Raw genomic sequence first — 21,610 nt, forward strand, 5'->3', positions numbered from 1 at the left:
TCAACCTAAACAAAGGATTTTAACCTATGAAACTCAGTGTCGCCTATGCAGCAGGCAGTACCAGCTTCTGGCAGGAGCTAGATTTAGCATCGCCAATCACAGCAGAGCAAGCCATTGCGCAATCAAAACTCGCGACGCTCTTTAACGAGCTTGATTTGAAAAATTTAAAAGTAGGTATCTTTGGCAAGGTTTGCCCAAAGAACAGGGTATTAGAAGAAGGAGATCGAGTTGAGGTTTACCAGCCAGCCACCGCCAAAGCTGCCGATTTGAATGATGAGGATGACTAAATGTTACGTGATATTATATTATAGCGATAGACAAAAGCCTATGTAACGACTGTGGAGACTGCGTTCCCGCTTGCCATGAGGGGGCTGTACAAATCATAGATAATAAAGCGACCTTGCCTGTGATGGATTAGGTGATTGCCTTGGTCACTGCCCTACAGGAGCAATGTAAGTGATACAACGTGAAGCCCAGCCCTACGACGAACGGCGGGTGATGGCGACGATTATTAATGGTGGAAAAAAGTAATTAAAGCCCACCTTGAACATAATGAGTTTGCCTACCACGCTATTGCAGTGCAGATCTTAAATGAGCAAATACTGACAAGCGATTAATCACTTAAGCACAGGCAACTTTATCTTTACCACTTCGTTTAGCTTTATATAAAGCACTGTCCGCACGTTTCAGACTGTCTTCATAACAGCGATCATTGGATAAAATAACCGTCACACCGATACTGACAGTCGCAGCTTCTCCGGCAATGGAAAATCGCTCTAGTTGAAGTTTAAAGATCCCTCGCAAGCGTTCAGCAAATTGCATTGCATGGTCCAAATCACTATTTTGCAAGGTAATAATAAACTCATCCCCCCCCAAGCGATAAGCCCTATCCGTTTCTCTCAGTTGTGACCGACAAATGTTTGCAACAGCCAGGATAGCTTTATCGCCGACATGGTGTCCAAGCGTATCATTAATCCGTTTTAGGTTGTCCAAATCAAAGATCAAAACAGAAGTTGGAAGCGAGTGGCGCACAACACTTTCGTAATAAAGGGTCAGGTCATGCTCAAGCCTTCTTCGGTTAGAAAGCGCAGTCAGTTGATCGGTGTCACTGAGCATTCTTAATTTAATTTCAAATTGATGGCGCGCCGTAATATTGCTTGCGACCCAAAGTACAACCTCTTCATTATTGACCAAAAAATCAAGCGCCTGAACTCGTCCTTCAAACCAGATAGGTTCGTCAGGCCCCATATCGGACAGGCCTTTTACATCTTTATTACTTAGTTCATATTCTTCAATCAGTAATTTTTTAGACGCTAAAGCCTGAGCAATTTTATCAAGAAACCAGTTCGCCTTTTCTGCAGTGATCAAATCAGAGATGAGTAAACCAACCAGCTTACTTCCATCGTGGTAATAACGAGAATCGCTACCTCCGTACACAGCTAAATATTTTCCTCGGCGTGATAGCAAAAAGGCAGGATCAGGCAATGCGTTAAGAATAGATGCCATATTTTCAATACTGTTCATAGGCCTTCCGGTGCAATGGATAATAATAATAGCGAAGCGCATATACTTAGCGCTGCTTTGCAACTTCGCTTCTGACGAAAAGAGGCGCTGTGTATAAAGGCTAGCACCCTATTAGATTTTATGCTTACTGAGGCACCCAATTTGTTACTAACTATTTATAATATAATAATGGCTGTCGATTAATGACAACGAAAAAGCAGCCCGTAAATATGAAAAATGCGCTGCAAGCATTTTTTTCTAATGAAAATAGATATATGATCCCGTTTATTTTACTTTATTTGCAAATAAACTCGTTAGATTTGACTATAGTAGGCTAACTATTTAACCTCTCAGTAAAGACATATAATGTCAGTTACTCTACTTAGCACTTTCTAACCCATTTTCATGGATATAAAAAATTCAAGGAACAGCGTAATGAAGATAGTTTTAATGATTCAATCTATGTTACTCGCAGCGGCACTTAGTTATTCTTCCCTGACATTCGCAGATAATCGCGACAAAATAGAGCCCAAAGGCTTTATTTATGGCTTTGGATTAGGGGTAAATCAAGAAGTATATAAAGACTACGATATGCGCATAATCCCCATTCCCGTCATTGGCTATCGAGGAGATGCTGTTAATATTTTTGGCCCCTTTGTGTCTTATAAGATTGCCGATTTTGATGGTCTGAAATTTTCAATAAAATTAGCCCCTAGGTTTGCCGGTTACGATGAAGATGACAGTGATGTTTTTAAAGGAATGGACACACGTAAATCATCGCTGGACGGAGGAATAGGCGTCGACTATAAATATAATAATCTGCGTATCGATTCCAGTTTAATGTTTGATCTTTTAGGTAACAGTAACGGCTATGAATCGAGCAGTAATTTAAGTTATGTGTGGCGATTAGGTGCTTTTTTTATCGAACCTTCGGTTGGCCTAAAATATCAAGATAGTGATCTGGTTAATTACTATTACGGCGTCCGCGCGCATGAAGCTAGTGCAACAAGAACACAATATTCTCCTGACTACGCATTTAATTCATCAATCGGGATCAGTGCCACAACCATGCGTATTCTAAATGGTCTAACGCGCATTGGTGTGACTAAAACCTGGTACGGCAACGCCATTACCGATAGCCCCTTAGTTGAAATAGACTCAACATCAGGACTATCTTTCTTTTTAAGTTATTCTAGATTTTTTTAACATAAACAATAATTTATATTAATTATTTAACATGCTTATGTAGATGACTCAGGTTATTTTTTGTAAAAAGATTAAAACCACTACCACAGATGACACGGAGAAAAACTAACATACTAAAATATAAGATAATTATTATTTTTTATGTTTTTCTCTGTTTTCCCTCATTTTACTCTGTGGTGCAATTTTTTGACGTGTTTTTATCTTTTCCCATTTTTACCTGAGTTAAGTGCATAAGCATGTTATTTAATTAAAAACCGGTTCAATGATGCCCTTGGGCTGGTTTTTATAAAATCACGAATAGTCAGAGACTGATAAATTTCGACACCTTTTCTTGATTACCCTTGTGGTAATGACCATCACCGCAAGTGGCACATATTTAGGGTCAAGATAAATCCTCTTTTTTTAAACATCCAAGCTTACTGATGTCATCCGCTCAATGGTAATAGTTGCCGTACCGATATTTTGCACACGCAAACACATTTTAAGATGCGGGCTGATTTCTGTAAAATTTTAACTAATTGATATTTATGTCAATTGCGTTTCCATTATCCCGAGTTGAGGTTAAATAGATAGACCCATACAAAAAATCAAACTAAAGCAAACTTATTTGCACCCCATAAGTGCAATGCAGAGCGTGAACGCACCATTACTCGGTCAAGGTCTAACAATTTTAGTCTTTAGATGGAGAGATAATGAGTAGATTTGGTATGAGAAAAAACAGCGGAATATCTTTCTAGGACAGGAGTCTGACGTTGACGACAATACTGACTTTCTCAGTTATAGTCATTAAGAAATCATCTACTTACAGGGTGAAAAATGCCGCTATTTAAAAGACTGTAGTGAATAACATTGGAAGGCGGAATGAGTCACGATGGAAAATGGGATGGCTTATTTCAAAACCCAAAAGAGACGTATTTGATAGTGTCAAACTCGGAGGCTAATTTGCAGCAATGATCTTATTAATACTCGACAAGCTTAGCGGATAAATTATTAGCACTGCTAATGACGTAGTATGGACTCTGCTTATGTGGTCAGTAAATTGATTACAACTAATATCAGTAAGTATCTGCTTTAATGCCCTTTTTATAAAGAGGGCATTATTCAGTTTTCAGCAATATCCTTAGGCAGAAGCATAAAGAAGGCGCTCATTAGTTATAACCGAGAATAAATTCAGGCGTTACAACGTCAGTTATCAGCGTTTCATGCGATGAATTGAATTTTTTTTCACGCACTTTTTCTTCTGTATTGAATTGCTCAAGTTGAAAGGCTAAATGGTTAGTACAATCATTTAACAATGTTGTTTTAAATGTGTGAGGCTTTTTTTTCTCAGGCATATTTGACTCCTTATGATTAATATTTCTGCAGCGATAAAAACGTGCTATTTTTCGCTACTGTGGCTAATGTATTGATAGTATAATGACTATTATTTATTTGCATCTACCTACTTACCTTGCATCATTAATGCCAAATAATTCAATAAATAAAACTCTAAATAGTTATCTCTTTTTACGGCGGCAAATTGTAGCCTTTTTCGTGTAAACAAAGCAATTTAAAGGTGCCGTTTTATTTACTTTAATGTTAATAAAAAAGTAACTTAACACTCATCACAATTGAAGTGGTGACAATTAGTGGGCGGATAATTTGGCTACCTTTCGTCACCACTAATTGCGATCCTAACGTGGCACCGAGTCCCTGTCCCACCAGCATAATGCCGCCGAGTAACCATAATACATGGCCGCCCAGTGCAAAAAAGAGAAGTGCAGCAATATTACTAGAAAAAGTTAGTACGCGCGCGTGCGCCGTGGCTTTCATTAGTCCATAACCGGCTAACGAAACAAAAGCGAGCGTATAAAAGCTGGCGATACCCGGGCCAAAGAAACCATCATAAAACCCCAAACAAATTGCCGCACTAAATGAAAACAGCGTAGTTGATAAAAGTTGCTGTTTATCCTGCTCTGTGGTTTTCTTCGCAAAGAGAAAATAAGCCGCTATTCCCAACACTAAAAAAGGTAAAAAAGACTGCATTATATGTGCATCAATCTGTTGCACACTAATAGTACCAAGCGCACCGCCAGCAAAAGCACAGATGATTGGTAATTTTATCTGATTTAAGTTAATCAGACCTTTACGCACATAATAATAACTTGCAAAAAAACTGCCGCCACATGCTTGTAATTTATTAGTCGCTAAGACAACCTATGGTGGCAACCCAACCCACATCAATGCGGGAATACTGAGTAGCCCTCCACCTCCTGCGACTGCATTAATAAAACCCGCTAAGATTGCTACAAAAAAAAGTATAACCGCTGCTTCAGGGGATGTGCCTAAGAGCACTTGAAAGTCCATTTTTGTTCCGTTTAATAATGAATTGGGCGGGTACTTTAATCTCACTTTAATGACCATGCAAAGGAGTTATATTCGGCCTAGGGTGAGCGAAACTCACAGTCTAAAAAGTATCAAAATTCGTCTAGTTTCTCGGTACTAAAGAGGGTATATTTATTGCCAGACAGTCTCACTGAAATGTACTTTTTTTATTCTCGATGGATGCCAATGTACCCTAATTTACCACCTCTAAATGCATTACGATCATTTGAGTCTGCGGCTCGCAATGTCAGTTTCACCCGAGCAGCGAGTGAACTCTTTGTTACCCACGGAGCGATCAGTAAGCAGGTGAAAATATTGGAGGAGCATTTGGGAATAACCCTATTTTTACGACAGCATTGTAAATTGCTTTTAACTGATGAAGCTAGGCTTTATCTGCCCCATGTACAAACTGCGTTGCAAACGATTAGTAATGCAACACTTGCTTTGCAGTCTCAGCCATTACGTCTGCAAAGTTTGTCTGTGAATGTGTTGCCCAGTTTAACCATTAGTTTATTAATCCCACGCTTAGGCGATTTTAAGTCTCGCTATCCCAATCTTTATGTTGATCTGTCGAGCAGTGATCTACCCGTTGATTTTTCTAAATGCGAATATGATGTAGTGATTCGCAGTGCGACTTCGCATCCTCAAGGGGTCAATGCTATTAAATTAATGGATGAAGATTTATGTCTTGTGTGCTCTCCCCGTGTCGCTGAGCAAATGCAATCCCTTGACGACATTAATAAAATGACGCTGTTAAAACACACTTTACGGCCTAAATTGTGGCAAGCGTGGGCAAAGGAAGTTAATGTACAAATCACCACGGATAAAAAATATGGCATGGCGCATTTCAGTATGTTACTGCAAGCGGCCGTAAACGATATGGGGGTAGCATTAATACCCCGTACTTTTATTGAAAAACAGTTAGCAGATGGCAGCCTAGTGATCCCCTTTTCCGCGCCTTTTATTAGCCCCTATTGTTATTATCTGTTAATGCCCAATTCCACCAATCAGTCTTTTAAAGTACAAGCATTTATTGATTGGATCCTCGAGATATTTGCCCCCTACCGAAATTATCCTCAACTTATGGCTAAAGCAGTGGTTTAATTAAATTTTCTTGAAATCGATTTTCCCGCGCGCAAATGACATGACAACTTTAACAGGGATAATTTAGGTGGCAGACGCCTAAGGGGGAGCAAAGCAAGTGAAATTATTATCCCATCCTAGAAACATTAGCAGTGTATTCTCTGCATTCATTTTTCACATGCATTGACCCCTAAATGACCTTTTTAACAACGATTCTATGTACCCATATAGTACAACTTCGGTTTAAATTGACATAAATCATACAAAAAGTGCTATAATATCGCTTCTGAATAAGTTCGGTTCTCTCTACGTTCTTATTTTGCTCTCAATTTGTGCTTGATAACATTCGCCTATAAAATGCCAGTTTTACAAGCCAAACATCGTTTATAAAATAATTATCTACAGCAGCAAATCGTTTTACTCTCGCGATAGCGTTGTCACACCAAAAAAATGAGGAAATATGAAAAATCGTCAATGGAAACGCGTTGTATTAAAAGTTGGTAGCTCACTAATAGCACCAGACAGAAAAGGATGCAGCTCCCGTTATCTCTTACATATTGCTAAGTTTATACTGCAATGTCGGGATCTAGAAATACAGGTTATCCTTGTTTCTTCAGGTTCGGTTGCAGCGGGTGCTCACTTTTTTGGCAATATAGAAAAACCGACTGTGGCAATAAAAAAAGCCATGGCCGCAGCAGGACAAAATGAGATGATGGCATCTTGGAACCGTTTTTTTGATTTCCCATCGGCACAAATTTTATTGACCCATGGTGATCTGCAGGACAAGGAACGTTATGACAGTATTCGCGAGACCATCTTTGCGTTACTTGAACATGGCATTTTACCCGTTATTAATGAGAACGACACCGTGACCACCGATGCGTTAAAAGTGGGTGATAACGATAATCTTTCAGCAATGGTTGCGGCGGCGGCAGATGCCGATGCACTTATTATCTGTTCAGATGTAGATGGCTTATATGATAAAAACCCTCATACCTGCAAAGATGCAACAATGATTAAAGAAGTGTGCAATATTGATGAGGCCATTTATGCAATGGCGGGCGGAGCAATGGAGGATGGAGTCGGCACTGGCGGAATGCAAACCAAGATAGAAGCTGCTGAGAAAGCCACCTCACACGGCATCCGGACTTATATTGTTAATGGCTTCAAGGAAAGCTCATTTGAACTATTGATGAATGGTACTAATCCTGGAACAGTATTCACCGCTTATGATCTACCGATGCAGGAAAACTTGCATTGGATGACTCACACTTCAAAAGCACAAGGTGAATTAGTTATTGAGTCTAATTTTGATCATCCGATTGATGAACATAGTGAACAATTTACCAGCGATGAAATAGTGGAAGTACGCGGGAATTTCTCCGAGGGAGACATTATTTTAGTAAGTACTGAAGATGGCAAACATTTCGCTAAGGCGAAGGCTAATTACAGCAGTTCTTTGCTAAACTTTATCACGACCCAAGAGGGAGATGAAGACAGCAACGAATTCCGTCATCAAACTGGGCCTATTATTTCCGACGAAAACATTGCTGTTTTAGAACAAGAAGAACAATGGGAAACCGATACTTAATAACTATCCTCACCAATAAAGCGCTATCTAAGCATAATAATAAAGGGAATAATAAAGTTGATTAGTATTGCCTGTTGAGACCGCTTTTTGGAGTCGGAATAGAGATCCCAGCAACTAATGAATTGTTAGTTGCCATTTTCTTGCGCGCTAATGGAGCGTGGCACTAACACCTTTGCTATCCTTTAAGTTCCCCCGACCACGTAGACAAACTTATAACCGAGCTCACTGAATATACAATTTCAGTGAGCTCGGGTATATAATGCAGTTGTTTCCTCAAAAGAGATCCACAAGACGACACGCAGCTTTTTGTCCTTAAAAATAATCAATAATAAAGAGGTCTATGTGAACAATAAAGATAAGCCGCAACGTTTAGCAACCTATTGGAAGTTGCTGATCGTAATAGTTGTACTTGGATCAACGGCAGTTATTTACCTCGATGCAACAATTCGCTCTACTTTCACTGGTAAAAAATGGTCAATTCCCTCTATCGTGTACGCGCGCCCGTTAGAAATATACGTAGGTGCACCATTAACCATTGTAGATTTAAAGGCAGAGCTGAAACAGTTGAATTACCACTTTGTATCACGCGTTAGCAAACCCGGTGAAGCGACGGGCAGCAATGAAAAAGTCGTTATTTACACCCGCGGATTTCAATTTAGTGATGAGCTAGAGCCGCCACGAAAAGTAACACTGACACTCGATAATGGAACGGTCTCCCAGCTTAGTAGTGATGATAACAGCAGTTTACTGCGTCTTGAGCCGGTGGTTATTGGCGGCATTTATCCGGCTCACCATGAAGATCGTCTACTAGTCAAACTATCAGAAGTTCCCCTCACACTGCAAGAGATGTTAATTGCCGTTGAAGATGATGGTTTTTATGACCATTATGGTATTTCCTTACGTGGCATCGCACGCGCATTCATCGCGAATATAAAAGAGGGAGGCATTTCTCAAGGTGCCTCAACGCTGACTCAGCAGCTAATTAAGAATTACTACCTGAGTTCCGAACGCACCTTATCGCGCAAGGTGCAGGAAGCAGTGATGGCTTTGCTACTAGAGCTGCACTTTGATAAATCGGAAATTCTTGAAGGTTATATTAATGAGATTTACCTTGGCCAAGATGGACCTCGTGCTATCCATGGGTTTGGCCTAGCCAGTCAATATTATTTTCAACGTCCGCTTGCTAACTTATCGATTGCACAGCAGGCTTTGCTGGTGGCTATCGTACGCGGGCCAAGTTATTACAATCCGTGGCGCAATCCAGAACGGCTGAGACTGCGCCGTAATTTAGTGTTAGATATAGCGGTACGTAAAAAGCAGCTTACGCCAATACTGGCCGAGCAAGCAAAGAGACAGCCTTTAGGTATGGATCAGCGCACCACCAACCACAGTAAACGCTACCCCGCTTATTTAGATCTAGTACGCCGTCAACTGCAGGACAACTATCAAGCGGATCAGTTAAGCTCTAGCGGCCTTTCTATTTTTACCTACTTTGATCCACTGATTCAGGAAAATGCAGAATCGGTGTTAGCAACAGCGATCGCAAAACACAAAGCAGATGGAGAAAATAGTAAACTTGAAGGTGCAGTTATAATAACCCGGCCCAATACAGGTGCGGTGGTCGCGGTTGTCGGCGGCCGAGATGCTCGCTATGCTGGCTTTAATCGGGCTCTTGATGCACACAGACCAGTAGGTTCACTGATAAAACCGGCGGTATTTTTAACTGCTCTGGAGCAGTCCGACAAGTATAATTTGGCGACCCTTTTAGATGATGGGCAATATACACTCACACAGAAAAATGGCGATAGTTGGTCCCCGCAAAATTATGATCATAAAGATCATGGTGAGGTTCTGTTATACCAAGCACTGGCGCACTCTTATAACCAAGCAACAGCGCGTCTGGGTAATGCATTAGGGTTAGATAATTTAGTCGATAGCATTCATCGATTAGGTTTCGAACGGCAAATTCCAGCGCTCCCAGCAATCACCCTAGGCGCCCTCGATATGGCACCGATTGAAATTGCACAGATCTACCAAACTCTCTCCGCCGATGGTTTTTACACCCCGTTGCTGGCGATCAATAACGTCATGAGCGCAGATAAAAGTGAATTAAAACCTTATCCCCTACAAGTCGAACAACGCTTTGATGGTAAATCCATTTATCTGCTGCGCCATGCATTACAGGCAGTTACCCACGAAGGTACGGCGAGATCATTGCAATGGCGGCTCCCTGATTTTGCAGTTGCAGGAAAAACCGGTACAACGGATGATTTACGTGATAGTTGGTTTGCAGGTTTTTCCGGTGATCTACTGGCCGTGGTTTGGCTGGGCAGAGATGATAATCAAAGTATTGGTTTAACCGGATCAAGTGGCGCATTGCCGATCTGGGCACAGATATTCAAAGAAAGATCGCGCCTGCCACTACAAAATTTACCCCCTGCCGATATTGTTATTGGCTGGGTTGATCCTGAAACTGGAAAAGGCAGTCAGGAAGCCTGTGCAAATGCCATTCCATTACCTTTTATTGCCGGAACAGCGCCGTCGGAAGAGATCCGCTGTCGTCGAGGCGTTGACCAAGTGATCGACTGGTTTCGTGATTTAGTTCAGTAATAGCATCCAACCCTTTGCCCTGCGTTTAAAGACAGTATTTAATTAATAGAATGGCTATAAAATGAGAAAAACAATGAATTTAATAAAACAGCTACCCCTTATTTGCCTACCTTTTGTGTTGCTGGCATGCGCAACGCGTCCAACAGTAACGCCGATTTCGCAGCCAACGACACCACTGCCAGAGCAAACAACTCGCCCTACAGATACGGCACCGGTCATCAAGCAAGTGCAGCCGTCACCAGTGGATAACGTCGCCAAAGCCCCCGCAGCGGTGATCTCATTATTAAAGCGTGCCGAACAACAAACACTCAATGGCAATAACTCAGCAGCACAAGCATCTTTAGAGCGAGCAATTCGAATCGCCCCGCGCTACCCCGAAAGTTATTATCGTTTAGGCGAACTGCATTATCAGCAAGGTAGTTATGCTTTAGCACGCAGCCTTGCGCAAAAAACGCTTAGCTTAGGCGCTGATGGTTGGCTGCGCAAACAAGCGCTAAAACTAGTAGAGCAAGCTTCGTTAGACTATTAGCCGGGCAAACAACTCGCATATGAGATGCGACGTAATAGCACGTATTTTGACACTGTTACTATTAAAATAAAAACACCACGAGAGAAGTATTAACCTTTTTTATCTGCGCTTTAACTGAGCATCGAGTGAACAGACGTTAATAACCATCTCAATCTTGCTTATCAAAGGATGGCTAATGGCATCCTTATCAATTTCAATCGTTAACTTCTTCTCAATCAAATACCTTGCGACCATTAGTGCTCATTTTCAGAGCTTAAGTTTCTATAGTTACACGCATTAGTATCAAAAATTAGTTAGAGAACTAACAATCTATCTACAATTATTGTTATAAGCCTGACAATTGTACTTATTGTCTTAAATCATACCACCATAAAAACCTAACAACTTCAATATTAAATATAAAAATCAACAAGTTAAAAACACAGGCTTTTTATATGGGAAAGGCATGTATTGTGCAGCTCATAAAAACAATCAATAACAAGTCCGCTAACATGTAAACTGACTGGAGAATTAATTATGGCTAAGACAGGTATTATATTTGCAACTGATACGGGTAAAACCCGCAAAATAGCAAAACAGATCTATCAAATATTAGATAGTGAGGATGTCGCTAAACCTATCAATATAAACCGTTGCTCCGTCGCAGATCTGCTCGAATTTGATAATCTGATTATTGGTACTCCGACCTTGGGCGAAGGCGCATTGCCGGGACTCTCTGTTGATTGTGAAGGAGAAAGCTGGGAAGAGATAGTTGGCAGCCTTGAAGAAGCCGATTTTAGCGGCAAAACTATCGCGCTTTTTGGTTTAGGTGATCAAGAAGGCTACCCCGATGAATTTGTTGATGCGCTGGGAGAATTATACGATATCTTTTCCACCGCTGGCGCAACCTTTATTGGTCGCTGGCCGAATAAAGGTTATCAATTTAACAGTTCAACTGCCTTAGATGGTGACCAATTTGTTGGCCTAGTGCTGGATCAGGACAATCAAGCAAGCTTAACAGATAGCCGCCTGAGCGAATGGATAAATATTATAAAACCTCAACTCGGTTTGTAGATTTATAAATCCCACTGAAGGCGCAGCAAATGCAGTGCCTATTTGATCGGGGGGTCATGCCTTTTACCAATGAGCAGATTTTATGCCCCCCTTTCTTTTCTTTCACCTTTCTCTTTTGTCGGGAAGAAACGCACCATTATTACCCCCCCCCCTATAAGCCCTTTAAAGTATTCCCGCCCAGCGAACTGTATCAACAATTAAAAAATAACTTTGGTAAGGCGAAAATGTTGGGCAATGCTTGAGCATGAAAATTAAAATATAAAAAAGAGACTAACTATGCAAAGAAATAACAGCAATGCCCCGTTAAAGTTATCTAGCGAAGCGAGATCATCTACCACCCAAGCGAATTTGTCGGCAATACTCTCTACTATTAACCGCGAACTATTTAGGCAAATAATTACTGCACAGTTGTCTGGGAGTGCGGCCTTACCACATGGACTGGGATTAGATAACACAACCTATAATGAGCTACTAAGCATCATTAACAGCCCATATTTAAACAAACAGGAAGCAAACTGGCAATGTTCTGAGCAAACGCCAAGCCATGAGCGCGCAGCTGTATATGGCGAGTTACTCGATATCAAAGCCGAAGAACGCAACGAGTTGGTTACTTTATTACTCGATCACAGCAACGAGAAAGAGCTTTGTGCGATGCAGATGGCAGTTGTTATTGCGACGGCCTGTTTAGCACAATTTCATCTGTGGCATAGCTTGGGCTTGTCAGATCGCAGTCAGCTTGGCACATTACTAAAGCACAATTTCCCCGCCCTACATGATCAGAACAACAAAAATATGCGCTGGAAACGATTTTTTTACCGCTGTTTATGCGAGCGAGGTGGCGACTACCTGTGCAGATCTCCAAACTGCTCGGCATGTAGTTCTTATGCGACCTGTTTTGTTTAATGTTGAATGGTAAGAATGGCAAGCAGATTGCAACACCAAAACATAAGGTATCAGATATATACGCTAAAAAATAAGGAGAAAAGATGAAAAAAAACGACAATAAAGCAGATCGCTATCGCTCATTTTGCGGTCTTGGCTGCGATGCAAATGCCGACAAACTGATTGTAATGCTGGAGCAGAATATTAGAGACGATAAAGGCCCACAGGAGTGGCATCGTTACTTTGTATTAAAAAGAGCCCAACAGATCAAATCGCATCATGATAATTTGCATTTTATCGGCAATCAGACAAATCCCCTGTACGAATACTTTGAGCACTGCCAAGATGAAACGGCACTGCAACTGCTTTATAAGATAGAGCAGGAATGTTGCTAATACTAAGCCCATGCATTACATGCCTTATTTAGGTACCGATAGAATGCTTGGGAACAACACATCAATTCAAATAACTCTCTTGTTATAATTGAAAAATAAATAAAAAACGCAAATATCATTTGCGTTTAGCTATCCGTCATAGCGCCATTGGCAAGCTTATCGAGAACATCCTCAGCAACAAAATTGTAATAAATAACCCACTTTGTCATCTTTATGATAATCATTTTTATCAGTTTGCTTACTATTATGACCAGCACAGTAAAGCCGCAACAGCGGAGCGCTAAATATGTTTGCTACAAGAAGGCAAAAGCGTCACATAAGCGCTTGTTTAAAAAGATATTGCAATAAGAACATTGTATTTTCGTGCATCAACACGCAAACCGCATCTCTCGTTTGTTTGCTTGTGGCTTGTGAATTGCAATTATATTCCTACCACTGTGCTTGATTTATTTCCGTTTACTGGCATTTCAAAGCAAGTTTGCAATTCCTATCGGAGACAGCGTCAATTCTCTGCTCGCAAATAAGTGACGTTGAAATTAGCCGTTGTGGGCCACAATGTTGTGTAAACCGTCCTCTCTTTAAAAGAGAAGTCGCTTAACAACATAAAAACCGACGAGCGGATCTCAATTAATCAAATTGGAATTACCTTTTACAGTAAAAAATTAGTATTACTTATCACATTTAAAAAGGAATCATTATATGGCTACGGTATATTTTTCATCTCCAATGATGCGTAAAAACAAAAAAGTTACTCCCGTTGTTGGCAAGCGTGATGCGCTGTTAGGGCTGGCAGAAGAAAACGGCGTTAAAATTCCACATGAGTGTCGAGACGGTCGATGCGGCTCCTGCTTAGTGGAAGTCACCCACCTTGATGGCGATCATGTCAAAGGTGCGATGTTAACTGACAAAGAAAGAGAAGGACTGAAAAACATTGGTAAACTTTCGAATAAGGATGAGGAACGAGCCTATGTAGCCGACATGCCACCCAAATTTCGTTTAGCTTGCCAAATGATTCTCAAAGATGAAGATGTGCTGGTTGAGTTTACTGGCGAACCTGGCGGTGCATAACGGTTAATAACCAATCCGTTAATAGTATTCTTTGGGTTAACGGATTGGCTTGCACCGGTCAATTCAAGTTCCTCGGAAAACTTGCTATTACAACGCAGCGAGTAACACTTCGGCATTGCTCACAGAAAACGCTTTTGGCGCCTCAATATTAAGCTGCGTCACCACACCATCTTCGATAATCATCGCATAACGCTGTGAGCGTAAACCACCGAAACCTGCCGTATCCATCTGTAGCCCTAGTTGCTTAGTGAAGCTGCCATCACCATCCGCTAACATCATTAACTCAGAAGCATTATGAGCCTCACCCCAAGCTTTCATCACAAACGCATCATTAACTGAGACACAAGCAATAATATCCACCCCTTTAGCTTTAAACTTATCCGCTAATACCACATAACCGGGTAGATGTGCTTCCGAACAAGTTGGCGTGAACGCCCCTGGCACAGCAAATAAGATCACTTTTTTCCCTGCGAAAAGCTCACTTACCTGATGATTTTCAATACCCTCTGGCGTTAATTCACTGAGTATTGCAGCGGGTAATTTATGGCCTTGTTCAATCATTATATTTTCCTTAAAGAAACCAATGGTTGCTCAGTTTATCCCTAAACTTAAAAACTAAACAGAGATAAAAAATAGGGTTATTAGAGCAATCCGCTTAATATTATGGTTTATTTATAAAGATCCTAATTCAATCGCCCGATGATACTGCGCAATTTTCTTCGTCTGAATAAAGCGGTTTAGTAAAGCTATCAAGAAAAAAACGACCACCAGAATAGACGATATCATCTTCAGGACCTGCAAACTTTTGTTGAGCGCTACATGCACGATGGCAGGATCTAAAAATGCGCACACAAGATATAATCTTAACGTGATGGTCAGCATAATCCATCCACTACAATTTTTAGGCTTAGCTGTTTTTCTTCTATTCGTAACAGCGCACTCAAAGTGATAGCCGTGAGCCAGGTAATCAGTAAGGCGAAAACAAAGCTAAGCAGATTGCGAGTAAGCGTAAAACGACGCCCAACAAATAGCCCTCTCTAAAGGCAATTGGGTGTAGTTCTTTTGAATCGACGGAACGTGTTGAATAAACGCACAGAAAAAATTGCGCAACCATGCTGGCACAGGCTTATTTTTTGGGGCGCGGGCTTCAGCCCGCTTACTTTAATTCTTTATTAGGTGGACTAAAGTCCACGCCCCTTATTCTGTGTTTTGGAGCGGAAAGTATTAATTGTCCCATTAATGGAGTGCATATCATTACAAAAGTTCGCGTTTTTATAACATGAAATAGCGATTATCCAACTAATTGCAAGGGACTAGCGTCGATTCAAAGGAACTACACCCAAGGCAATTGCACTACCCCAAGTATTGCCCAATATACAAATCCCTCCTCTTTCCTCTATCACTAGTTAGCATCGATCTTGTCATATTATTTTTACTGCCGTGTCTGGCATCTTTATAAAAACAGTTGCAATCGATGCAGTAGTGCAACTCATCAGCCTCACAAGTGCAACCTTTCGCTCCTATTTAAAATCACATCAAAATATAATCCATTTAATTTCAGTAACTTAAAAACAAAAAAACATTGGCATACAACTTGTAATATAAGTAACTAAGAAAGGTTATTGATAGCAGCATACAAACAAGGGAATTTATGAAAGTCGCATTATTGACAGCTCAATCTCGGGTATCACCTGTTTTTGAAACCACTTCAACTTGGTTAATTATTGATGCGACACCTAGTGAGTGCAGTATCGTTAATACATTTCATTTTAATACTCAAAATGAAATTGATATGACCAATGAGTTATTAAAAGAAAATGTTGAAATGATTATTTGTGGTGCAATTCCCTATTACCTTGAAAAAATATTAATCAATCAAGGTTGTGAAGTGTTTTCATTTATCGCTGGTGATGTGGATGAAGTGATAGAGGCATTACATCTTAATCTATTAGACAAACCAAAATTTAGCATGCCGGGATGCCAAAAGCGTAGAAAAAGAGGGAAAAAGCGTTTTTGCCAACGTGCTGTTAATCAATAAATTCACACTCAACTGCAAAAGAGGAAAATCACAATGCAAGAATTAAACATAAGAAGAGGCAAAGGTCGTTGTTCAACTCCAAATGGATTGAACATAAATTGTATACAAAAATCACAACGCATTCGTTGCTGTGGCCGAGTCACCGATAGACAAGCGGTTGATGAACAAGTTTTGATAAATAATCAAGGCAGAGGCCGCAGACAATGCGTAGTAAATGGTCAAGGACAAGGTCTTAGCAATGGACAAGGCCAAGGTCGTGGACAAGGTCTTAGCAATGGACAGGGCCAAGGTCGCGGACAAGGTCTTAGCAATGGACAGGGCCAAGGTCGTGGACAAGGTCTTAGCAATGGACAAGGCCAAGGTCGCGGACAAGGTCTTAGCAATGGACAGGGCCAAGGTCGCGGACAAGGTCTTACCAATGGTCAGGGCCAAGGTCGCGGTCAAGGTGTTGCCAATGGGCAGGGTCAAGGTCGCGGTCAAGGTGTTGCCAATGGGCAGGGCCAAGGTCGCGGTCAAGGTGTTGCAAATAGTTAAGCAAAATAAATGATTATTGAAGCTGTTTTACACTCACGGTAGAACAGCTTTTTTAGAAATTAACAGACACAAATTATCAATGATGAGAAAATAATGAACACACTATTCTGGCTACAGAAAAACTTAATTTTAAGCATTCCTTTGACGATGATAGTTGCTTTAATTTATGGTTATTCAAGTGAAGTCAGTTACCTTAAAAATCTTATTATTCCACTCACATTCTTAATGGTATTGCCCATGATGATCACTTTACCAATTCGTAAGGTGTTTGAAGGTGGGGATATGAAAGTGCAGCTTGCGACCCAGTTTATCAATTTCGCAGTGACCCCTTTTATTGCTTTTGCCATTGGGATTGCCTTTTTTTCTGATAATCGATACTTGGCATTAGGGCTTTTATTAACAGGTTTACTGCCTACATCCGGCATGACTATTTCATGGACAGGCATGGCCAAAGGCAATATGGCAGCCGCTATTAAAATGACTATTTTTGGTCTATTAATTGGATCGTTTTTAACCCCGATTTATATAAATCAACTGATGGGTGCTTCAGTTGAAATTGAAATGATAAAAATCATCCAGCAGATAACTATTATTATCCTTATTCCACTTATTATTGGTCATCTGATTCAACGTGCGCTTATCGCTTATTACGGCATGGCTCATTATCAAGAAAAATTAAAAAAACAGTTCCCCCCCATCTCAACCTTAGGTGTATTAGGTATTGTCTTTGTTGCCATGGCACTCAAAGCCAAAACCATTTTTTCAGATCCATTAATGCTGGTTAATATTTTTATGCCACTTTTATTACTGTACCTGATCAACTTTATTATCAGTACCTTGGTTGGAAAGTTCTTTTTTAAACGTGATGATGCTATTGCGCTCCTTTATGGCAGTGTGATGCGCAACCTTTCTATCGCACTGGCAATTGCAATGACCGCATTTGGCAAAGAAGGTGCTGATATCGCATTAGTAATATCGCTCGGTTATGTTATTCAAGTACAAATGGGTGCATGGGTTGTTAAATTTACCGATCAAATTTATGGCAAAGCCGGCGCGCCGATTGCACAGCAATTTATCCATGAAGGTGTCTTCTCATTACACCAGTCCGATACATTACAACAAGCAATTCAGCTACTTTCAGAAGAGCAAATTCATTCTCTCGCAGTACTTGATCGAGATGAAAAATTAATAGGCATATTAAATCTGAAAGAAGTGCTTAATTTAGTCGCAGACGAAAAGCCCATGGGCACTTTATTATCAGACATCACGCTCAGCCAAGCGACGCTGATCGATATCCAACAGCCCATTGCAACTATCGCCAAAGAGATGCAACGAACTCATCACTACAAAGTGCTTGTTACTAATAAAAAAGGTCAAATAAAAGGCGTTATTTCAAGTATCGATATTATTGAATTTCTTAAGGTTTAACTTAATAACACACACAATTTTTTAACCACACTATGATGACACTCATCCATAGTCTTAACAATAAAGGTAACGATATGGAAAACATTGAACAAAATAATATAGTTGCATTTCCGCAACTCAATAAGCCAGCACCTGCTTTTGAAGCAAAAACCACACATGGCATAAAAAAACTTTCCGACTACAAGGGTAAATGGTTAATTCTATTTTCTCATCCTGCTGATTTCACACCTGTTTGCACAACAGAGTTTATCGCGTTTGCTAAACACCATGATGAGTTCTTAGCTGAAGGCGCTGATCTACTTGGTTTATCCATTGATAGTTATTACAGCCATGTCGCATGGATACGTAATATCAAAGAGAAATTCTCTGTGGATATTAAATTTCCAATTATAGAAGATCTCTCCATGTCCGTCGCCAAGTCATACGGCATGGTTCACCCTGGCGCTTCCGATACATCGGCTGTTCGAGCGACTTTTGTTATTGATCCCAAAGGGATCTTAAGAGCAATGGTTTACTACCCCATGAGTAATGGACGTTCCATTCCAGAGTTTCTGCGTTTGCTTCGGGCCTTAAAAGCCGCTGATACCCATAAAATAGCGACCCCTGAAGGTTGGCAACCCGGAGATAAAGTCATCGTGCCACCACCACAAAACGCTGATGCTGCAGAAAGCCGCATGAGTGAAGGGTATGAATGCACAGACTGGTATTTCTGTAAAAAAGATCTATAACAACAATAAAGGGAGTGAATTGACTCCCTTTTTTAAGGAATAAATCCCCCCCTTTCCCCCCATAACAAAGAGTTGAAATGAAAAGTACAGAGAAAGCGTTACTACAAAGAGAAATTGAGAAACTAGATTTTATTGATACAACATTAGCATTAGAAAAAGTAGCAAAGCAGCCAAGCCATCAGCATTGTATGTTATGTGGCACACAAGCAAGCTTTGGTCTAAAGCTTGCTTTTTATAGTGATCCGACGGGCACTGTTTGGGCGAAGGCGAAAGGTAGTATCCATCATCAAGGTTATCAAGGAATTTTACATGGTGGTTTTATTGCAGCCTTGCTTGATGCGGCCATGTGTAACACGATTTTTAATCAAGGTGTTGAGGCGGTAACGGGCGATATGAATATTCGCTATCTAGCAGAAATTCCGCTTACTGCCGATATTCTTATTCGTGGGAAAATAAATAAACACTACTCCACTCTTTATAAAATGGAGTCTGAAATATATGTGGATCAGCAACTGATGGCCAAATGCACGGCCCGTTTTATTAAACGTTAATAGGAATATAAAATGACCAGCAGAATGACAGTGTTAGTTGACAATATCGCACAAGCGGGATTAAAGCAGGAGCATGGTTTAGCGATCTTAATCGAACATCAAGGTAAACGGATATTATTTGATAACGGCCAAGGTGATGCGCTCTTTTACAATGCACAGAAACTAAATATTGATCTTAATAATCTCGATATCATTATTTTAAGCCACGGGCACTACGATCACGGTGGAAACTTAGATACTCTCCTAATGAACAATGCCAATGCACTTTTTTATGCTCACCCAGACTGCATGCAAAGACGTTATTCATTGCATCCTAATAAAGCGCCACGCACTATCTCTTTAACCGAAAAGGTAACACAAGCGATTAAGGCATTCCCCGAGCAGCAAAAAAGATTCATTACCCAAGCGACTCAACTAACCGCTGGGCTTTGGTTAACCGGTGAAATTCCTCGCCTTAGCAAGTTAGAAGATACTGGCGGTCCCTTTTTCCTTGATATAGAAAAAAAACAAGCCGACCTGCTTAATGATGATATGAGCCTTTGGATTGAAACAGACAATGGATTAGCCGTTATCTGCGGTTGCTGTCATTCCGGCATGATTAATACACTCAACCATATCAAGCAGCAAACAGGACAATCAACTAACATAACCACACTACTGGGTGGATTGCACCTTGTCAGCGCAAATCAGCAACGTCTAAATGCCACCATAAATTATTTAAATAAAGAAAATATTAAGCGCATTTATCCTGCCCATTGTACAGGTAATGACGCAATGTCATTGCTGCAAGCGCAATGTAAGAACGTAGGAATTGCCAAAGCGGGATTAACAATAACAGTGTAACCGTTGGCATCGACCAACAATAAAAATCAGCCTGTAACGAAATAACGGAAACCCATGAGTAATAAAAAATTTAAAAAATCAGAGGTGTTTACGCTCTCTTGTGCACATATGATACATGATATCTATTCCTCTTTTTTAGCACCATTACTGCCCCTTTTAATAGAAAAACACGGTATGTCTTTATCAATCAGTGCGTTGTTAGAGATTATCAGAAGAATACCCACACTTTTTAACCCTTTTTTCGGCCTACTAGCTGAAAAAACCGGGGTAAAGTATTTTGTTATTTTAACACCAGCAATTACAGCAATCGCAATGAGTTTAATTGGACTTGCCCCTTCATATACAATCCTTTTTATTCTCTTATTTGTAACCGGCATAAGCTCTGCACTTTTCCATGTCCCCTCACCAGTAATGATAAAAGAAGCTTCGGGTAATAGGATTGGCACAGGGATGAGCTGGTTTATGGTCGGCGGTGAGTCAGCCAGAACGATTGGCCCCTTACTAGCCACCGCCGCTGTTTCACAATGGGGATTAGAAGGCATTTATAAACTAATGCCTTTAGGCCTGCTGGCATCAGTTATCTTATATATGAAACTTAAAGATTTCGATCTAAACCGGCCTGCTCAGAAAACAAAAGAAAAAGGAGATACCCGAAAACTGCTAAAGAAATATACCCCCTTTTTTACTGTATTAGCATTTTATCTGTTTTTTCAGTCGGGAATGAAAAGTGCTTTAACGCTTTATCTACCCGTTTATTTAACAAATCAAGGAGAGAGTCTCTGGTATGCAGGTATCTCCTTAGCTGTCCTGCAGTTTTTTGGCGTATTAGGCGCTTTCTTTGCGGGTAATTTATCAGATAGAATCGGCAGAAAAAAAGTATTGGTTATCTCAAGTATTGGATCCGCACTAGGCATGTTCCTTTTTATACAGTTTGCTAGTATTTATATGTTGGCTGTTTTAGGTTTATTCCTTTTTGCTTCAGGTCCCGTACTGATGGCCATCGTGCAAGATACGCATTCTAATATGCCAACATTTATGAATGGTATTTATATGTCGATCAGTTTTGGAATAGCATCAGTACTGGTCTTTGTTGTCGGCTTGCTCGGTGATAGTTTAGGTTTGCAAACAACCTATATTATATGCAATGTATTAGCGATGGGTTGTATTCCAGCGGCATACTTACTGACAAAATTTGTAAAATAGT

Annotated in this window: 22 protein-coding genes and 1 pseudogene; 18 read left to right on the top strand and 5 right to left on the bottom strand. The window is 40.5% G+C overall.

Going from position 1 to position 21,610, the window contains the following annotated elements; all coding sequences use genetic code 11:
• The first annotated feature begins 26 nt into the window (after positions 1 to 26).
• Together KSO91_RS06080 and KSO91_RS17845 are read left to right on the top strand one after the other, a co-directional pair.
• Positions 27 to 287, top strand: a complete 261-nt coding sequence (locus KSO91_RS06080) for an RnfH family protein (RefSeq protein WP_238742063.1) — start codon at positions 27 to 29, stop codon at positions 285 to 287.
• Between the two features lie 26 nt (positions 288 to 313).
• Positions 314 to 418, top strand: a complete 105-nt coding sequence (locus KSO91_RS17845) for a hypothetical protein (protein WP_420830939.1) — start codon at positions 314 to 316, stop codon at positions 416 to 418.
• A 203-nt stretch (positions 419 to 621) separates the two neighbouring features.
• Here the strand turns inward: KSO91_RS17845 and KSO91_RS06085 are convergent, their stop codons facing one another.
• Positions 622 to 1,524 carry a GGDEF domain-containing protein gene (locus tag KSO91_RS06085; RefSeq protein ID WP_238742064.1) on the bottom strand — a complete coding sequence of 301 codons (903 nt, stop codon included), beginning with the start codon at positions 1,522 to 1,524 and terminating at the stop codon, positions 622 to 624.
• 414 nt (positions 1,525 to 1,938) lie between these two features.
• On the opposite strand from KSO91_RS06085, the gene KSO91_RS06090 reads away from it, so the two are divergent.
• Positions 1,939 to 2,709 carry a MipA/OmpV family protein gene (locus KSO91_RS06090; protein WP_238742065.1) on the top strand — a complete coding sequence of 257 codons (771 nt, stop codon included), beginning with the start codon at positions 1,939 to 1,941 and terminating at the stop codon, positions 2,707 to 2,709.
• 1,148 nt (positions 2,710 to 3,857) lie between these two features.
• Here the strand turns inward: KSO91_RS06090 and KSO91_RS06095 are convergent.
• Both KSO91_RS06095 and KSO91_RS06100 read right to left on the bottom strand, forming a co-directional pair.
• The gene (locus KSO91_RS06095) at positions 3,858 to 4,043 is read right to left on the bottom strand and encodes a hypothetical protein (RefSeq protein ID WP_238742066.1); all 186 of its coding nucleotides are present in this window, start codon (positions 4,041 to 4,043) and stop codon (positions 3,858 to 3,860) included.
• A 244-nt stretch (positions 4,044 to 4,287) separates the two neighbouring features.
• Positions 4,288 to 5,055, bottom strand: a pseudogene (locus KSO91_RS06100) (TSUP family transporter).
• Positions 5,056 to 5,259: 204 nt separating this feature from the next.
• Here KSO91_RS06100 and gcvA point away from each other — a divergent pair.
• The 4 genes from gcvA (at position 5,260) to KSO91_RS06120 (ending at position 10,886) form a co-directional block, all read left to right on the top strand.
• The gene (gcvA, locus tag KSO91_RS06105) at positions 5,260 to 6,177 is read left to right on the top strand and encodes a transcriptional regulator GcvA (RefSeq protein WP_238742067.1); all 918 of its coding nucleotides are present in this window, start codon (positions 5,260 to 5,262) and stop codon (positions 6,175 to 6,177) included.
• A gap of 439 nt (positions 6,178 to 6,616) precedes the next feature.
• A complete protein-coding gene (proB, locus tag KSO91_RS06110; protein WP_238742068.1) occupies positions 6,617 to 7,747 on the top strand; it encodes a glutamate 5-kinase in 1,131 nt (376 codons plus the stop codon).
• A gap of 342 nt (positions 7,748 to 8,089) precedes the next feature.
• The gene (mrcB, locus tag KSO91_RS06115) at positions 8,090 to 10,357 is read left to right on the top strand and encodes a penicillin-binding protein 1B (RefSeq protein ID WP_238742069.1); all 2,268 of its coding nucleotides are present in this window, start codon (positions 8,090 to 8,092) and stop codon (positions 10,355 to 10,357) included.
• Between the two features lie 73 nt (positions 10,358 to 10,430).
• The gene (locus KSO91_RS06120; RefSeq protein WP_238742070.1) at positions 10,431 to 10,886 is read left to right on the top strand and encodes a tetratricopeptide repeat protein; all 456 of its coding nucleotides are present in this window, start codon (positions 10,431 to 10,433) and stop codon (positions 10,884 to 10,886) included.
• Between the two features lie 99 nt (positions 10,887 to 10,985).
• Here KSO91_RS06120 and KSO91_RS17600 read toward each other — a convergent pair whose 3' ends face one another.
• Positions 10,986 to 11,120, bottom strand: a complete 135-nt coding sequence (locus KSO91_RS17600) for a hypothetical protein (RefSeq protein WP_275113920.1) — start codon at positions 11,118 to 11,120, stop codon at positions 10,986 to 10,988.
• A 282-nt stretch (positions 11,121 to 11,402) separates the two neighbouring features.
• Here KSO91_RS17600 and KSO91_RS06125 point away from each other — a divergent pair, with 282 nt between their 5' ends.
• From KSO91_RS06125 to KSO91_RS06140, 4 genes are all read left to right on the top strand, one after another.
• Entirely contained in the window at positions 11,403 to 11,939 is a 537-nt protein-coding gene (locus tag KSO91_RS06125) for a flavodoxin (RefSeq protein ID WP_238742071.1), read from the top strand.
• A gap of 276 nt (positions 11,940 to 12,215) precedes the next feature.
• A complete protein-coding gene (locus KSO91_RS06130; RefSeq protein ID WP_238742072.1) occupies positions 12,216 to 12,842 on the top strand; it encodes a nitrogen fixation protein NifQ in 627 nt (208 codons plus the stop codon).
• Positions 12,843 to 12,925: 83 nt separating this feature from the next.
• Complete coding sequence (gene cowN, locus KSO91_RS06135) at positions 12,926 to 13,216, top strand: N(2)-fixation sustaining protein CowN (protein ID WP_238742073.1); 291 nt, start codon at positions 12,926 to 12,928, stop codon at positions 13,214 to 13,216.
• 699 nt (positions 13,217 to 13,915) lie between these two features.
• Complete coding sequence (locus tag KSO91_RS06140; RefSeq protein ID WP_238742074.1) at positions 13,916 to 14,284, top strand: 2Fe-2S iron-sulfur cluster-binding protein; 369 nt, start codon at positions 13,916 to 13,918, stop codon at positions 14,282 to 14,284.
• 87 nt (positions 14,285 to 14,371) lie between these two features.
• Here KSO91_RS06140 and KSO91_RS06145 read toward each other — a convergent pair whose 3' ends face one another.
• The gene (locus tag KSO91_RS06145; protein WP_238742075.1) at positions 14,372 to 14,845 is read right to left on the bottom strand and encodes a peroxiredoxin; all 474 of its coding nucleotides are present in this window, start codon (positions 14,843 to 14,845) and stop codon (positions 14,372 to 14,374) included.
• A gap of 1,090 nt (positions 14,846 to 15,935) precedes the next feature.
• Here KSO91_RS06145 and KSO91_RS06150 point away from each other — a divergent pair.
• From KSO91_RS06150 to KSO91_RS06180, 7 genes are all read left to right on the top strand, one after another.
• A complete protein-coding gene (locus KSO91_RS06150; protein WP_238742076.1) occupies positions 15,936 to 16,322 on the top strand; it encodes a NifB/NifX family molybdenum-iron cluster-binding protein in 387 nt (128 codons plus the stop codon).
• A 33-nt stretch (positions 16,323 to 16,355) separates the two neighbouring features.
• Positions 16,356 to 16,856 (top strand): hypothetical protein, encoded by a 501-nt coding sequence (locus tag KSO91_RS06155; protein WP_238742077.1) that lies wholly within the window; start codon positions 16,356 to 16,358, stop codon positions 16,854 to 16,856.
• Between the two features lie 93 nt (positions 16,857 to 16,949).
• Positions 16,950 to 18,284, top strand: coding sequence for a bile acid:sodium symporter (locus KSO91_RS06160; protein ID WP_238742078.1), 1,335 nt, complete (start codon positions 16,950 to 16,952; stop codon positions 18,282 to 18,284).
• 74 nt (positions 18,285 to 18,358) lie between these two features.
• On the top strand, positions 18,359 to 19,012 hold the full coding sequence (locus KSO91_RS06165) for a peroxiredoxin (RefSeq protein WP_238742079.1): 654 nt from the start codon (positions 18,359 to 18,361) through the stop codon (positions 19,010 to 19,012).
• Between the two features lie 77 nt (positions 19,013 to 19,089).
• The gene (locus KSO91_RS06170) at positions 19,090 to 19,563 is read left to right on the top strand and encodes a PaaI family thioesterase (RefSeq protein WP_238742080.1); all 474 of its coding nucleotides are present in this window, start codon (positions 19,090 to 19,092) and stop codon (positions 19,561 to 19,563) included.
• 12 nt (positions 19,564 to 19,575) lie between these two features.
• A complete protein-coding gene (locus KSO91_RS06175; RefSeq protein ID WP_238742081.1) occupies positions 19,576 to 20,406 on the top strand; it encodes an MBL fold metallo-hydrolase in 831 nt (276 codons plus the stop codon).
• A gap of 54 nt (positions 20,407 to 20,460) precedes the next feature.
• A complete protein-coding gene (locus KSO91_RS06180) occupies positions 20,461 to 21,609 on the top strand; it encodes an MFS transporter (RefSeq protein ID WP_238742082.1) in 1,149 nt (382 codons plus the stop codon).
• Position 21,610 lies beyond the last annotated feature (1 nt).

The sequence above is a fragment of the Psychromonas antarctica genome (assembly GCF_022267535.1).
Classification (GTDB): Bacteria; Pseudomonadota; Gammaproteobacteria; order Enterobacterales; family Psychromonadaceae; genus Psychromonas; species Psychromonas antarctica.